This is a genomic window from Nostoc sp. C96 (assembly GCF_059384975.1).
In genome coordinates this window covers 1,618,157-1,633,683 of sequence record NZ_CM182020.1, presented here as the reverse complement: position 1 = coordinate 1,633,683, position 15,527 = coordinate 1,618,157, and the positions used below count along the sequence as shown (strand labels likewise).

The following is a 15,527-nucleotide window of genomic DNA, read 5'->3' as shown; positions in this document are numbered from 1 at the left end:
AAAATCTGGTTTTATTGAATATTTTGATATCTTCCTAAAGCTATTAAAGGAAAATACTGCTGATACAGATGATATTTGAGATAAAAATGACAGGGGAAGCCAGTCCCAGTAAAGTCGGCTTCAAACCAAGTACCATCTGGTTTTTGTGTTGATACTAGATAATTAATACCGCGTTCAATTGCTGACATCGCAAAATTACCAGTCGCTTCACCTGCGGCTATTAGCCCAATTAACGCCCAAGCAGTTTGTGATGCGGTGCTGCGTCCTTGTCCTTTGAGGCTAGGATCGTTGTAAGTGCGACAAGTTTCGCCCCAACCCCCATCAGAATTTTGGCATCCGACTAACCAAGCCGCACCTTGTTCTATATTGGGCTGATACTTTTGCGGGTTAATTAAGGCTAAGGCGGAGAGAACACCGCTGGTACCGTAGATATAATTTACGCCCCAACGCCCAAACCAACAACCTTCCGGTTCTTGTTCTGCTAGGAGGTAAGAAAGGGCGCGTTCTAGGTTGCGAGAATCAATGGAAAGGTTACAAGCACCCAACATTTCTAAAACTCTGGCGGTGACATCAGCGGTGTTGGGGTCAATCATGGCTTTTAAGTCACCGTAGGGGATGGAATTCAGCCATTCTTGATCATTATCTAAATCAAACGCAGCCCAACCACCTGGGCGACATTGCATAGATGCAACCCAATTTAAAGCACGGGCGATCGCAGCTTGTTTTAAACTTTCGTTAGGCAGTTTGGCAAGGTGTAAAGCCATAACTACCACGGCTGTATCATCCACATCGGGATAAAAGCGATTGTCAAATTCAAACGCCCAAGCACCGGGTTTACCTTGACGATTTTTTACCGTCCAATCACCATAATCAAGAATTTGCTTTTGTAGTAACCATTCTCCGGCTTTGACAATCGCCGGATCATCGGGTGCATAACCAGAATCTATCAACGCCCGCATTACCCAAGCTGTATCCCACACCGGAGACACACAAGGTTGAATACAGTAGTTTTCTTCTGTTTCTATGGCAAAGTTATCAATGGCTTGAAATCCGCGTTCGACAATTGGGTCGTTTTGGCTATAACCCAAGCATTTCAACGCCAGCATCGAATTCAGCATCGCCGGAATAATCCCGCCCCAGTCACCGGTTGCTTCTTGGCGTTCTAAAATCCATTTTTCGGCAGCTTTAATTCCTTCTTGGCGGAAAGGAACTAAATTCAGACTTTCGGCTAATTTAAAACCTTGATCTAATGTCAGGAATAAATCAGTCCAATCACCTTGGCGGGGTAATTCATACTGGACTTGATCAACACCTTCAACGTATAACTCATCTAAATTAATCGCTTGATCAAGTTGAAAAATAGGTTTGCTGTCACACACAATTAACAGCGGTACAGTGCTAGAACGCGCCCAGCTAGACATTTCATAAATGTTGACAGGGAAAGCTGGCGGTAACAGCATAATCCACGGCGGAAGAGAAGGAATACCACGCCAGCTATAACAGCCAATCAAGGCTAAGTGTAATTTGGTAAAAATGCGAGTTTTGCTGATACCGCCCCGTTGGAGAATAAAATCCCGCGCCCGTATCAAGGCTGGGTCGGTTGCGGGTACACCCAACAGCCGTAGCGCCATATATGCTTCTACGGAAGTGCTGATTTCGCCACCGTCATCATAAAAGAGTTCCCAACCGCCATGCTGTCGTTGCTGAGAACGCAAGTAGGTTTCAATTTTATGTAATGGGCGAGTTTTGTCGGTTCCCCAAATTTTATGCAGTAGAACAACTTCCGCCGTAATGGTGACATTAGATTCTAACTCCGCCCACCAGTAACCTGCGGGATATTGCATCGACAGCAGGTATTTTTGGCTGGCTGCGATCGCATCTGCAACTTGATTGACTTGTACCCTGTCTTGTGTTTGCATCAACTGAAGTATGAAGTGTGAAGTCTAAAAGTATGAAAGAAAGATACCACGGATAGTTTTTCTGATTTGTGAAAGGTATAAAATACCTAGGTTTAATTCTTCATCTTTTCTTTAGTCATGGTGGCAATTGTACTAGGGTTGATGGTCTTATCCTTAATCATTTGGTTAGGATTACTGAGTTTAAGAGGACAGTTTTGGCGCTTAGACCAGCAATTAGAACTTACAACTCCTCCGCTAAAATCTTTACCGCAAGTGTGTGCGGTGATTCCCGCCCGGAATGAAGCGGATGTTCTGCCTATTAGTCTGCGATCGCTGTTACTGCAAAATTATGATGGTACTTTTAATGTATTTTTAGTAGACGATCGCAGTACTGATGGCACATTTGGCTGTGCAGAAGGAGTCGCTCACGCTGTAGACAAACCTCAGCAATTGCAAATTATCTCCGGTGAACCGTTACCTACTGGTTGGTCTGGTAAACTTTGGGCAGTTGAACAAGGTATTCAACAAGCACAAACCCTCGCCCCTGACTATTTTCTACTGACAGATGCAGATATTGAACATGATGTCAATAACCTGCGCCGACTTGTTGCCAAAGCCGAACAAGAAAATTTAGACTTGGTTTCGGTGATGGTGCGGTTGCGCTGTGATAGCCCTTGGGAAAAATTTTTAATTCCCGCTTTCGTCTTCTTCTTTCAAAAACTTTATCCTTTTCGCTGGGTGAATCATCCCCAAAATCCCACAGCGGCGGCGGCTGGCGGGAGTATTTTAATTCGGCGCACAGCTTTAGAACGAATTGGTGGTATTTCCAGTATTCGGCAAGCTTTAATTGATGATTGTGCTTTAGCTAAGGCAGTGAAATCAACTCAAGGACGTATATGGTTAGGGTTAAGTAGCTTAACTCGCAGTTTGCGACCTTACAATTCCCTCGAAACGATTTGGGATATGATAGCGCGGACTGCCTATACTCAATTAAATTATTCGCCTGTATTATTACTGGGAACTGTTGTAGCTATGACCTTGATTTACCTGATGCCCCCTTTGGGTGTGATTATCGGTGTAATTTTAGGTAATTGGCTCATCATAATTACAGGTTTAGCTACATGGTTATTGATGGCATTAGCTTACTTTCCCATTATCCGTTTTTATCAATGCTCACCTTTATTAGCTTTTAGTTTACCTGCGATCGCCTTTCTCTACACTTTAATGACAATAGACTCAGCTATCCGTCATTGGCAAGGACGAGGGGGCGCGTGGAAAGGACGAGTTTATCCTAGTTAAATTTGCCCCCTCGTCACTTGCTCACAACTCCTCGACAGCCTCACCGCTGCGCGTCTACGTCTCACTCGTAATGATGGAGTTATACCATTTCACGAAAAAAATGAGACAAATTTATGGGTTTTTCATTCTTTCCCCCTGCTCCCTGCCCCCTGCCCCCTGCGGTCTATTTGTATCAAACTTAAAGTGAAACGGTATTACGTTATTTTTGCGTAAGTCCTGAAATTATCTAATTAGCTCTTCTAAGGAGGGAAACAAAATTTTCTCCGCTTGATTGCGATCGCCACATTCTTCTGCTGGTAAATTACACATACAAGCAGATGTAATGTCGGTAATTTGACCGCGCAAACATTTAACACTCTCAATCAATAAATAAGCCGCAAAAACAGCAATCAGCACCGCCACCAATAAACTAATAACTCCATCCGCCCATGTCCAATTTAGCCAAATAACAGCGATCGCCGCTAACACCGCACCAACAGAACTGGCGACATCCGCCACCAGATGCAGAAATGCACCTCTAATATTCAGATCTTGATGACTGCATCCATGTAGATAAAAAGCGTTAAAGCTGTTAATTCCTAAGCCAATCAAGGCGGTTGTCAACATGGGTAAACCCATAATCTCAATATCGGGAGATTGCAGCCTTACCAGAGCTTCTTTGATAATCCAGCCAGCAATACAAGCTAGGCTGATCCCATTCACCAAAGCTGACAAAATATCTAATCGATAGCGTCCAAATATATTGTGTTTTGATATGGATTGAGATAGCCAGGATGCAATTAGGGCTAGACCCAACGCTGCTACATCCGTCAGAATGTGTTCAGCATCTGCTAGTAGAGACAGACTGTGGCTCCAAATTCCTACACTTAATTCCACACAAAAAAAGACACTGAGTAAAACTAAAGCAGTCCACAAAGCCTGAAATTTTTGCTTTACCTGGCTTGATTGCATTGAATCTGACCTGATACACCTACTGAAGTTTATCTCCAATGATAAGCTATAGCAGAAGGCAGGAGACAGAAGGCAGGAGGCAGGAGGAAAAGTCTTACTATTCCTCGCATTCAAGCTTTCAAGTTGTCACAACATATCTGACTATCGCTATATCAGTTACATACTCTCCGTCGGAAAGCATCATTCTAAGATACCTGAATACTTGGACATACCCGCATTTAATGTACCAGTACTCAGGTTAACGGTTAGGTAAATCAGGTTTAATGAAGGGTAAACGACAGTAAAAACTGGTAGATGTTATGTAACAATTATTATATTGCTTATAAAATATGGCGATCGCATCAATTAAGCTTGAGAAAATCGCCACATCACAAAAAATTAGCCCAAGATTTTGATTACGTTGAAGAAATACCCAGTTACTTATCTGTCATAGCGATCACTTCGGTTATATCTGTCGTTTCTGTCATAGCGCTCATTTCGGTTATATCTGTCGTCTCTGTCATAGCGATCGTTTCGGTTATATCTGTCGTCTCTGTCATAGCGCTCATTTCGGTTATATCTGTCGTTTCTGTTATAGCGATCGCTTCGGTTATATCTATCGTTTCTGTCATAGCGATCGTTTCTATTATTGCCAACTGCAAACTCAGCGCGGCAACCATTTCGCACCCAAACCCTATTTCCTCTCAAACCCCAATTGTCTCGACAACTGGCGTTAGACAATTGCCTCACAAATCTGACTCTACCTCTACCGGGTACTGTACAAGTATTTCTCTGATTATTCTGGCTGGAACAAGTTATAGTCTCTTGGGCTGAAGCCGGGGTAGAAAAGCCTAAAAGTGTACCGATGCTAACGCTGGCAGCCATAAAAGTAGCTGCAATGATAGGAAAACGTATAACCATATCAACTATTAAACTTCTTCAAGAGTTTTCAACAAGAACTATAGTAATTGTAGCGAATTCTATTAATAGGTAATTTTGCTATAAAATTTAGCTGCAAAGAATATTTGCATTCTGAAAACCATAGACTTTCGTAGCTAGGTATTTATCTATATCTAAGCATTAAATATTATTAACTACGTTTAAGCAACAACACTTTTTCCTAAATTAATAGTTATCTTGAACCTGACAGCAAAGTAGATTTGTGCTGCTGAGATATTTGAGCTTGTGCAAATTTAGCAGAGATATTATAAAAGGTATTTTAAAAAATAGCAGGTAAATTTGATTGAGATTTATGTAGAATTATTTGCCCATATTCTGGAATAAAATACCAAATTTAATATTTTGCTGCGGTGTGAAATATAAATAAAAAACTATCAATTGAGGAGTCTGCTATGGAACCGCTTGACCTGAAATGGATACGTAGCCAGTTTCCAGCATTAACGCAAAAAATCAACGGTCAGCCTGCTATTTTCTTCGATGGGCCAGGTGGTACTCAAGTACCTGGGGCGGTCTTAGATGCGATGAATGACTATCTGGTGAGGTCAAATGCTAATGCTCATGGGTATTTTGTCACCAGTGCGCGTACAGATGCTACCATTACCTCTGCTCGTGCAGCGATCGCCGATTTTCTGGGATGTCATAGCGATGAGGTGGTATTTGGTGCAAATATGACCACCCTCACCTTTGCTTTCAGTCGGGCAATTGGTCGAGAATTACACCCAGGTGATGAAATTATCGTGACGCGGCTGGATCATTACGCTAATGTTTCTTCTTGGTATGCCTTAGAAGAACAAGGTGCAACTATTCGCGTTGTAGATATTAATGTTGATGATTGCACCCTAGATATGAATGAACTAGAGCGGTTAATTAACCCAAAAACGCGGTTAGTTGCCGTTACTTGTGCTTCTAACGCTGTGGGTACAATTAATGATATTGCCGCGATCGCCCGTTTGGCTCATAGCGTTGGTGCTTGGGTATTTGTTGATGCAGTCCATTATGCCCCCCATGCACCGATAAATGTACATAACTTAGATTGCGACTTTTTGGCTTGTTCGGCGTATAAATTCTTTGGCCCCCACGTTGGCATTTTGTACGGAAAAAGAGAACATTTAGAACGATTGCAACCTTATAAGGTGAAACCTGCACCAGATGAAGTTCCCTCACGTTGGGAAACCGGAACTCTCAATCATGAAGGTTTAGCTGGAGTAGTAGCGGCGATTAACTATTTAACTAAACTCGGCTGTCATGTTTCGCCTGCAATTGATAACGAACTAGTTGCGGCTTTGATTGAAGCTGACAAAGAAGGATTACAAACATTTAGTTGTCCCCGCTTTCTCAAATCATCAGAACAAACAAGTCTTACCTCGGCTTATCACAGTCGCCGTGCGGCTTTAGTTACAGCCATGTCCGCCATTCAGCAATACGAACGCGAACTAAGTCACAAATTAATTTCTGGACTGTTAGAAATTCCTGGGTTAAGCTGCTATGGCATCACCGATCTGACTCGTTTTGCTTGGCGGACACCAACAGTAGGTGTAAGACTAGCTAAAAAAACGCCTGAAAGTATCGCTAAAGCATTAGGCGATCGCGGTATTTTTACATGGCATGGTCATTTCTATGCTCTAGGTTTAATAGAGAAGTTAGGTGTAGAAGCTAGTGGCGGCTTACTGCGAATTGGATTAGCGCACTACAACACCGTCGAAGAAATTCATCAGTTGTTGTATATGTTGCATGAAATAGCAGCGCTTCCTGATGATTAATTCTTCTTTTAAATATGCGGGGTTATTGTAACCCCGTGAGGCTTTATGGAAAATTATATAAAATATTACGATTTAGTACTACTAGATGCTTGGGTAATTGACCCCAGTCAATCACTCAATGGGCGTTTTGATATTGCTATAAGTGATGGTAAAATTGCTGCAATTTCCCGACAGTTGAAAACTTATAAATCCAAGTTAAAGTTTGCGGCAGGTAATTATTTAATCTGTCCTGGCTTTATTGATTTACACGCTCATGTTTATGAATGGAAGACAACTTTTGGTTTACCTGCGGATGATGTGGGAATTAATGCTGGAGTAACAACAATTGTTGACCAAGGTAGTAGTAGTCCGTTTACATTTTCTGGGTTTAAGTCAGATATTGTTGAGAAATCACAAACAGATGTCCGCAGTTTTCTGTTAGTTAATCATGCAGCTACCCAAACTATCGGTAACACCGTTTCCGGTTTAGAAAATCCCGCAAAAATAGATAAAGAAACCTTAATCAAAGTAGCGCAAGCTAATCCAGAGATTGTCCGTGGCTTTAAAGTACATGCTGATTCCGGCTCAATCTCACGTTGGGGAATGGGCGTACTCAAATTAGCCAGAGAAGTAGGCGATCGCACTAATTTACCTTTATATGTTCACACAGGCGAATTATTTCCGGTAGACGAATCTAATCGCCCCAACCCAGAAAAGGTAGTAGAAAATGCCTTGTCATACATGAAAGCCGGAGATATTCTCGGTCACTGCTATAGTTGTCAACCAGATGGTTTGATGGGAAACCGTCATCAAGTTCCAGAGTGGTTGTTTGCAGCCATTGAGCGAGGCATATTATTAGATTTAGGACACGGACTAAAATTTAGCTTTGAAACTGCACGGCGGATGATAGCCCAAGGAGTTTTACCCCACACTATTAGCAGTGACGCTCACGGTAATTTTAAACAAATGCACGATGATTCAACGCTGAATTATAGTTTATGTGGGGGAATTTCTAAACTCTTAGCGTTGGGCTTAAATTTAGCAGATGCGATCGCTGCTGTCACCATCAACCCTTCCCGCGTTTTAAAAGCCGAAGCAGAACTTGGCACGTTAAAAGTTGGTTCCATTGCAGATATCACAATTCTCAAGTTAGTAGAGGGTGATTGGTTATTTGTTGACGCTTTAGAAAAGCCATTAAAAGCTAAACACAAATTAATTCCCATTGGGGTGATACGTTCAGGAAAGTTACTTCAACCTAATTGTCGCTTGTTACGAGACTTAGTGGCGATCGCTTGACTTTCAAGATAGTCGCTAAATCTCTACGATATCACCACACTCAACCAATCATTTTCTTAACTGCAATTGAATTGCATCGACTCACAATTGAATTGCGTCAACTCGCAATTGAATTGCATCAACTCGCAATTGAATTGCATCAACTCACAATTGAATTGCATCAACTCACAATTTGATTGTATTGCCCCGCAATTGAATTGCATCGCCCCGTTGTTAGCGATGAAAGCATTGCAAAGGCTTTTATCGTTTAATGTCTTCACCCCTACACATTTCTACAGTTAATTGTTGCATTTTTTGCAACAACAACAGAAATATTTCCACAAATTAGTAAGATAACAACAGATTTTCCGCAATATCTCTGATGATAAGTAAATAGCGGTAGTCAGATCCCCGACTTCTTTAAGAAGTCGGGGATCTCTTAAGCCATTATCAAATTATGAATTACTAAACTTATACTGAGCGTAGCCAAAGTATTATGAATTACAAATTATTATTTTTGCCTTTACTGCTGAGTTCACTGCTGCTATCCGATGCAGTCAGAGCAACATCAAAAACACAAGACTTGCAGATAGCACAACAACCAACCCAATCAGACACAACCCGCGCCGCAGCAGAACAAGCATACAAAGAAGGATTTGATTTATACAAGCAAGGCACAGCCGAAAGCTTACGACAAGCACTGGCAAAATGGCAAATTGCCTTACCTCTGTGGCAGAAACTAGAAGATAAATCTAACGAAGCTGTGACTCTACTGTTTATTGGTCGAGTCTACGATTTATTAGGAGAAAAACAGCAAGCACTGTCATATTACAACCAAGTCCTGCCCCTGTGGCGTGTCGTGGGTGATCACTTTGGGGAAGCTACGACTCTCAATAACATTGGTCTAGTCTACGACGCATTAGGAGAAAAGCAAAAAGCCCTGTCATTTTACAACCAAGTCTTGCCCCTGTGGCGTGCCTTGGGCGAGCGCACTGGGGAAGCGACAACTCTCAATAACATTGGTGTAGTCTACGACGCATTAGGAGAAAAGCAAAAAGCCCTGTCATTTTACAACCAAGCCCTGCCCTTAATTCATGCGGTGGGCGATCGCACTGGAGAAGCTAGGACTCTCAATAATATTGGTCGAGTCTACGACGTTTTAGGAGAAAAGCAAAAAGCCCTGTCATTTTACAACCAAGCCCTGCCCCTGTGGCGTGCCTTGGGCAATCGCTCTGGGGAAGCGACAACTCTTAATAACATTGGTGTAGTCTACGACGCTTTAGGAGAAAAGCAGCAAGCTCTGTCATTTTTCAACCAAGCCCTGCCCTTAATTCGTGCGGTGGGCGATCGCACTGGAGAAGCTAGGACTCTCAATAATATTGGTCGAGTCTACGACGTTTTAGGAGAAAAGCAAAAAGCCCTGTCATTTTACAACCAAGCCCTGCCCCTATGGCGTGCCGTGAGCGATCGCTCTGGGGAAGCGACAACTCTCAATAACATTGGTGTAGTCTACGACGCTTTAGGAGAAAAGCAGCAAGCTCTGTCATTTTTCAACCAAGCCCTGCCCTTAATTCGTGCGGTGGGCGATCGCACTGGAGAAGCTAGGACTCTCAATAATATTGGTCGAGTCTACGACGTTTTAGGAGAAAAGCAAAAAGCCCTGTCATTTTACAACCAAGCCCTGCCCCTATGGCGTGCCGTGAGCGATCGCTCTGGGGAAGCGACAACTCTCAATAACATTGGTGTAGTCTACGACGCTTTAGGAGAAAAGCAGCAAGCTCTGTCATTTTTCAACCAAGCCCTGCCCTTAATTCGTGCGGTGGGCGATCGCACTGGAGAAGCTACTACTCTCAATAATATTGGTCGAGTCTACGACGCTTTAGGAGAAAAGCAAAAAGCCCTGTCATTTTACAACCAAGCCCTGCCCCTATGGCGTGCCTTGGGCGAGCGATCTGGGGAAGCGACAACTCTCAGTAACATTGGTCTAGTCTACGATGCTTTAGGAGAAAAGCAAAAAGCCCTATCATTTTTCAACCAAGCTCTGCCTCTATTACGTACCGTGGGCGATCGCACTGGGGAAGCGACAACTCTCAATAACATTGGTGCAGTCTACAACGATTTAGGAGAACAGGAGAAAGCCCTGTCATTTCTCAACCAAGCTCTGCCCCTATCTCGTGCTGTGGGCGATCGCACTGGTGAAGCTAGAACTCTCGCCAACATTGCTTCCGTAGAACAAAGCAAAGGCAACTTACAAACTGCACTCACCCAAATCGAAGCATCTATCAAAATTATCGAAGAATTACGCACCAAAATCGACAGTCAAGAATTGCGGACTTCCTACTTCGCCACAGTACAAGGCTATTACCAGTTTTACATCGATTTGCTGATGCAGTTGCATAAAAAAGAACCATCCAAAGGTTACGCCGCCCAAGCAATACATATTAGCGAACGCTCCCGCGCCAGGGTTCTATTAGAACTATTAACAGAAGCTAATGCCAAAATCCGCAAAGGCGTTGATCCTAAACTATTAACACAAGAACAAAGTCTGCAAGAACAAATTGATGCCAAAGATAAACTGCGTCGAGATTTAATCAGCAAAGCAGCACCCGCCACCGCAATCCAAAAACTCGAACAAGAAATTGCCAATCTTCTCAGCCAATATCAACAACTGCAAACCACAATTCGCACAACTAGCCCAAAATATGCCGCACTAAAATATCCTGAGCCATTAAAATTAGCGCAAATTCAGCAACAACTCGATGCAAATACTGTGCTGTTGCAATATTCATTAGGTCAAGAACGCAGTTATCTTTGGGTTGTAACTCCCAATTCCCTCGACAGCTATGAACTCCCGCCACAAGCACAGATAGAAAAAGCAGCAAATGATTTTCGCCAAAGTATAGTCAGAGTAGTAGCTTCCCCTAAACAACAAGCAGCCGCCGCAAAACAACTGAGTCAAATTATCCTCGCTCCAGTCGCCAACAAATTAGCAAACAAACGGTTGGTAATTGTCGCGGATGGTGCTTTACAAAATATTCCCTTTGCAGCCTTAACTGAACCAACTACTCAAGAATCTTATCAACCACTGCTAGTCAACCACGAAATTGTCAATCTTCCTTCAGCTTCAACCATCGCCATCCTCAGACAAGAAACGCAAAAACGCCCAAAAGCACCCAAAGCTATAGCTATTCTCGCAGATCCCGTATTTAGTGCAGATGACTCACGGGTGACAGGGAAACCAGAAAACAATTCCATTACTCCTGATTTAGACTTACAACGTTCTGCACTCTCCAGATCAGCAAGCAATCTTAACCGCAACGGTTGGGATAGATTAGACGGAACTCGTGAAGAAGCTCAAGCAATTCTCAAACTCAGTTCAGCAAAAGATAGCTTATCAGCATTTGATTTTGATGCTAATTATGATTGGGTAACAAACTCAAAACTAAGTCAATATCGTGTAATTCACCTTGCAACTCATGGTTTCGCTGATGATACTAATCCAGAGTTATCAGGCATTGTACTTTCATTAATAGACAAGCAAGGTAAACCCCAAAGAGGATATCTGCGGTTAAACGATATCTTCAACCTCGATTTTCCCGCTGATTTAATCGTGTTGAGTGCTTGTCAAACCGGACAAGGTAAAGAAGTTCAGGGAGAAGGATTAGTAGGATTGACAAGAGGATTGATGTATGCAGGTTCACCCAGACTTGTATTGTCTTTATGGAATGTGGATGATGAAGGAACGAAAGAATTGATGAGTGAATTTTATCGCCAAATGTGGCAAGAAGGGAAATCGCCTGTTGCTGCCCTCCGCGCCGCACAACTAAGTTTATGGCAAAATCCAAATTGGCGTAAACCTTTGTATTGGGCTGCTTTCACTCTGCAAGGCGAATGGCGATGAAGGAAATTCTGTTTTGCGACTTTGAAGAGAAATGCCAAGATAGATTTAGAGGTTTCAGAAAGTCTTATGTCTCTAAATATCCAAGACTTGGAGAAAATGCAGGTAGATTACCCTGACTATCGTATGGAATTGGTTGATGGGAATATAGTTGTCATGAGTCCATCAGGTTATGAGTCAGAAGAAGTCGGAACTGAGTTTGCAGCGTTGCTGAGAAACTGGGTAAGGCCACGCAAGTTAGGACGTGTAGTTGGTTCTAGTGCTGGCTTTAAATTACCTAACACAAATTTACGCGCTCCTGATGTCTCTTTTATTAAAGCCGAACGACTCAAACGTTCTACTGAAGATTATGCCGAATTGGTTCCTGATTTAGTAGTTGAAGTGAAATCAAAAACTGATTCTATAGATAAACTCCGTGAGAAAATTCAGGAATTTATCGGACTGGGGACACAAATCGGGATTTTAATTAACCCCAAAACTAGAACTATAGAAGTCTACGACGGTTCCGGGGAACAAGTCATATTACGAGATGGCGATGTGTTGACACTTCCAGATTTATTCCCTGGTTGGGAAGTTGCGATTTCGGAGATTTGGTCGCCAGTGTTTGAGTAGAGAGTGGAGAGTTACGATTTTAGATATTTCAGGAATTGTTATGTCTTTAAATATCCAAGACTTGGAGAAAATGCAGGTAGATTACCCTGACTATCGTATGGAATTGGTTGATGGGAATATAGTTGTTATGAGTCCATCAGGTTATGAGTCGGAAGAAGTCGGAACTGAATTTGCCCGAATTTTGGGTAACTGGGTGAGGCCGCGCAAGTTAGGACGTGTAGTTGGTTCTAGTGCTGGTTTTAAATTACCTAACACAAATTTACGCGCTCCTGATGTATCGTTCATTCGCGCCGAAAGACTCAAACGTTCCACAGAAGATTATGCCGAATTGGTTCCTGATTTAGTAGTTGAGGTCAAATCAAAAACTGATTCTGTAGATAAACTCCGCGAGAAGATTCAGGAATTTATCGGACTGGGGACACAAATCGGGATTTTAATTAACCCCAAAACTAGAACTATCGAAGTCTACGGTTCTGGAGAACAAGTCATATTCCGAGATGGCGATGTGTTGACACTTCCAGATTTATTCCCTGGCTGGGAAGTCACAATTTCGGAGATTTGGTCGCCAGTGTTTGAGTAGAGAATCAGGATTTGAGAAACAAGCTGCTTTCATGTCACTATGGACAATTGACCATTGACCATTGACCATTTAGTTATGACAAATCAAGCTCAGATTCCCGTAATTATCAACGGTGCTGCTGGCAAAATGGGTCGTGAGGTAGTCAAAGCAGTAGCACAAGCACCTGATTTAACTTTAATGGGTGCAATTGACCGTAACCCGGAACATCAAGGTAAAGACGCTGGGGAATTAGCAGGTTTAACGGAACCTTTAGAAGTGCCAATTACTGACCAATTGGAACCAATGTTAGGTTACGTGGCTGGTGAAAGACAACTGCCGCCTGGGGTAATCATCGACTTTACCCATCCTGATTCAGTGTATGACAATGTGCGGAGTGCGATCGCCTATGGTATTCGTCCGGTTGTTGGTACTACAGGCTTAAGTCCAGAACAAATTCAAAATTTGGCAGACTTTGCCGAAAAAGCCAGTACAGGTTGCTTGATTATCCCTAATTTCTCCATTGGGATGGTGTTATTACAGCAAGCCGCCATTAGCGCATCGCAATATTTTGACCATGTAGAAATTATTGAACTGCATCACAACCAAAAAGCTGATGCACCTAGCGGGACAGCAATTCAAACCGCGCAGTTACTAGCAGAGCTAGGTAAAACTTTTAACCCAGCCCTTGTAGAAGAAACCGAGAAAATACCTGGAGCTAGAGGCAGTCTAGCCGATGAAGGCATTAGAATTCATAGTGTACGCTTGCCGGGACTAATCGCCCATCAAGAAGTTATTTTTGGGGCGGCTGGTCAAATTTATACATTACGTCATGATACAAGCGATCGCGCCTGCTATATGCCCGGCGTATTACTGGCAATTCGCAAAGTCTCACAGTTAAAGTCGTTAGTGTATGGTTTAGAAAAGATACTCTAAACACTAGCACTTAACATCCAGCACCCATGCTTGTCCCACTGACTCGCCAGAAATTTGAACAAGTTATCCCCCTCATTGCTACTGGTCAGCAGTACAAGTACTATTGGGGGAAATTTTCTAATTTTTTACAGCGACTATTAGTTTCTGTAGTTTCTGTAGTTGTGATTTTACTAGTAAAAGCTCTATTTGGGCTGGATTTTGGCCCCATCCTGTTTTTTTTGGGTGTACTTGGGGCAATGTTTTGGCTGTGGTACCCCGTATTTCAGGCAAGTATTCGGAATGCAAAATGCCGGCGTTATAAGTACTGCGGCTTTTTTCGGGGGCGAATTATAGATTGGTGGATTACAGACAAATTGATGGGTAAACAAGAAACTGTCAACAGCAAAGGAGAGTTAGTAATTGTTGAAAATCGAGAAAAACGGATAAATTTAGAAGTTGGCGACGATACTGGATTCAGCGTCGAGTTAGATGCACCACTACGGCCTTTTCATAAAGCGATCGCCCGTGGTCAAATCGCTGAAATGATCGTTATGTCAAATCGTCCAGATTTAAGCACCATTGAAGATTTCAGCGATGTTTACATTCCCAACCGTGATATCTGGGTAAACGATTATCCCTATCTCCGCAGAGACTTCTTTTCTGAAGTCAGTCGCCGCTTACGGGAAGGACAAAATGACAGACCACGCCGTCGGCGAAAATATGAAGATTAAAAAAGTTAAAATTCAAAAGTTAAAAGTGTTACTTTTGCCTTTTGCATTTTTACTTTTAACTTTTCCTAGCTTTGCCGATTCGCATTCTGCCCATAAGCTTGCCAAGCCAGATCTACTAATCCATCAACAACCGCAGCCGCTACAACAGCATTGCCTTTGCGACTTTCAATTGTAATACAAGGAACTAATGAGTCTTGCAGTCGGCTTTTAGCAGTATCCACATCCACAAATCCCACTGGAGTAGCAATTATTAAAGCTGGCAGAATTTCTTCAGCTTCAATCAAATCCACCAGTGCTGTTAATGCGGTTTGTGCCTGACCAACAACAAAAATCCCCTCTGGATAACGCTTGGCTAGGGTTTCAATTCCCCACGCTGCTAAAGTTTTTTCCTTTTGAGGGCGTGTGACAGTTTCCATACTGCAATAGACTGGGTTAGCGAACGTGTTCTGGATGTCGTAAGCGATACCTACTTGTACCATTGGCACATCTACTACGATTGTGGTGCGTGCTGCTAACGCCGCTGCACCAGCTTGCAAAGCATGTTCCGAAAAGCGGATTAAAGACTTATATTCAAAGTCGGCTGTGGCGTATATTACCCGCCGCACAATTTCATACTCTGCGGGTGAAAAGGCATGATCGCCAATTTCACTATCAATGATTGCTAAACTTTGAGCATCAGTTACGTGCCATTCCATCACTATTCAGCGCTGATAT

14 protein-coding genes are annotated in these 15,527 nt (G+C 42.7%); 9 read left to right on the top strand and 5 right to left on the bottom strand.

Annotated features, from left to right (window positions below; translation table 11 throughout):
• Nucleotides 1–11: 11 nt before the first annotated feature.
• Nucleotides 12–1,919 carry a squalene--hopene cyclase gene (gene shc / locus AC504W_RS07010; protein WP_494877004.1) on the bottom strand — a complete coding sequence of 636 codons (1,908 nt, stop codon included), beginning with the start codon at nt 1,917–1,919 and terminating at the stop codon, nt 12–14.
• Between the two features lie 117 nt (nt 1,920–2,036).
• Here shc and AC504W_RS07005 point away from each other — a divergent pair, with 117 nt between their 5' ends.
• On the top strand, nt 2,037–3,197 hold the full coding sequence (locus AC504W_RS07005) for a glycosyltransferase (protein ID WP_494877003.1): 1,161 nt from the start codon (nt 2,037–2,039) through the stop codon (nt 3,195–3,197).
• 222 nt (nt 3,198–3,419) lie between these two features.
• Here AC504W_RS07005 and AC504W_RS07000 read toward each other — a convergent pair whose 3' ends face one another.
• From AC504W_RS07000 to AC504W_RS06990, 3 genes are all read right to left on the bottom strand, one after another.
• Nucleotides 3,420–4,148, bottom strand: a complete 729-nt coding sequence (locus tag AC504W_RS07000) for a cation diffusion facilitator family transporter (protein WP_494877001.1) — start codon at nt 4,146–4,148, stop codon at nt 3,420–3,422.
• A 238-nt stretch (nt 4,149–4,386) separates the two neighbouring features.
• Nucleotides 4,387–4,515 (bottom strand): hypothetical protein, encoded by a 129-nt coding sequence (locus tag AC504W_RS06995; protein ID WP_494876999.1) that lies wholly within the window; start codon nt 4,513–4,515, stop codon nt 4,387–4,389.
• Nucleotides 4,516–4,568: 53 nt separating this feature from the next.
• The gene (locus AC504W_RS06990; protein WP_494876998.1) at nt 4,569–5,048 is read right to left on the bottom strand and encodes a DUF3011 domain-containing protein; all 480 of its coding nucleotides are present in this window, start codon (nt 5,046–5,048) and stop codon (nt 4,569–4,571) included.
• A 431-nt stretch (nt 5,049–5,479) separates the two neighbouring features.
• On the opposite strand from AC504W_RS06990, the gene AC504W_RS06985 reads away from it, so the two are divergent.
• The 8 genes from AC504W_RS06985 (at nt 5,480) to AC504W_RS06950 (ending at nt 14,813) form a co-directional block, all read left to right on the top strand.
• The gene (locus AC504W_RS06985; protein ID WP_494879580.1) at nt 5,480–6,847 is read left to right on the top strand and encodes a cysteine desulfurase-like protein; all 1,368 of its coding nucleotides are present in this window, start codon (nt 5,480–5,482) and stop codon (nt 6,845–6,847) included.
• Between the two features lie 45 nt (nt 6,848–6,892).
• Nucleotides 6,893–8,122, top strand: a complete 1,230-nt coding sequence (locus AC504W_RS06980; protein WP_494876994.1) for an amidohydrolase family protein — start codon at nt 6,893–6,895, stop codon at nt 8,120–8,122.
• Nucleotides 8,086–8,298 (top strand): hypothetical protein, encoded by a 213-nt coding sequence (locus AC504W_RS06975; protein WP_494876992.1) that lies wholly within the window; start codon nt 8,086–8,088, stop codon nt 8,296–8,298. Before AC504W_RS06980 ends, AC504W_RS06975 begins: the two co-directional genes overlap by 37 nt.
• A gap of 299 nt (nt 8,299–8,597) precedes the next feature.
• Nucleotides 8,598–12,002 carry a CHAT domain-containing tetratricopeptide repeat protein gene (locus AC504W_RS06970; RefSeq protein WP_494876990.1) on the top strand — a complete coding sequence of 1,135 codons (3,405 nt, stop codon included), beginning with the start codon at nt 8,598–8,600 and terminating at the stop codon, nt 12,000–12,002.
• Between the two features lie 66 nt (nt 12,003–12,068).
• The gene (locus tag AC504W_RS06965; protein ID WP_494876988.1) at nt 12,069–12,611 is read left to right on the top strand and encodes a Uma2 family endonuclease; all 543 of its coding nucleotides are present in this window, start codon (nt 12,069–12,071) and stop codon (nt 12,609–12,611) included.
• A 40-nt stretch (nt 12,612–12,651) separates the two neighbouring features.
• Nucleotides 12,652–13,191: a Uma2 family endonuclease gene (locus AC504W_RS06960; RefSeq protein WP_494876986.1), complete on the top strand. Its 540-nt coding sequence runs from the start codon at nt 12,652–12,654 to the stop codon at nt 13,189–13,191.
• Nucleotides 13,192–13,266: 75 nt separating this feature from the next.
• Nucleotides 13,267–14,103: a 4-hydroxy-tetrahydrodipicolinate reductase gene (dapB, locus tag AC504W_RS06955; RefSeq protein ID WP_494876984.1), complete on the top strand. Its 837-nt coding sequence runs from the start codon at nt 13,267–13,269 to the stop codon at nt 14,101–14,103.
• A gap of 26 nt (nt 14,104–14,129) precedes the next feature.
• Nucleotides 14,130–14,813, top strand: a complete 684-nt coding sequence (locus AC504W_RS06950; RefSeq protein WP_494876982.1) for a DUF8619 family protein — start codon at nt 14,130–14,132, stop codon at nt 14,811–14,813.
• Between the two features lie 65 nt (nt 14,814–14,878).
• Here AC504W_RS06950 and AC504W_RS06945 read toward each other — a convergent pair whose 3' ends face one another.
• On the bottom strand, nt 14,879–15,508 hold the full coding sequence (locus tag AC504W_RS06945; protein ID WP_096582711.1) for a precorrin-8X methylmutase: 630 nt from the start codon (nt 15,506–15,508) through the stop codon (nt 14,879–14,881).
• Nucleotides 15,509–15,527: the final 19 nt, after the last annotated feature.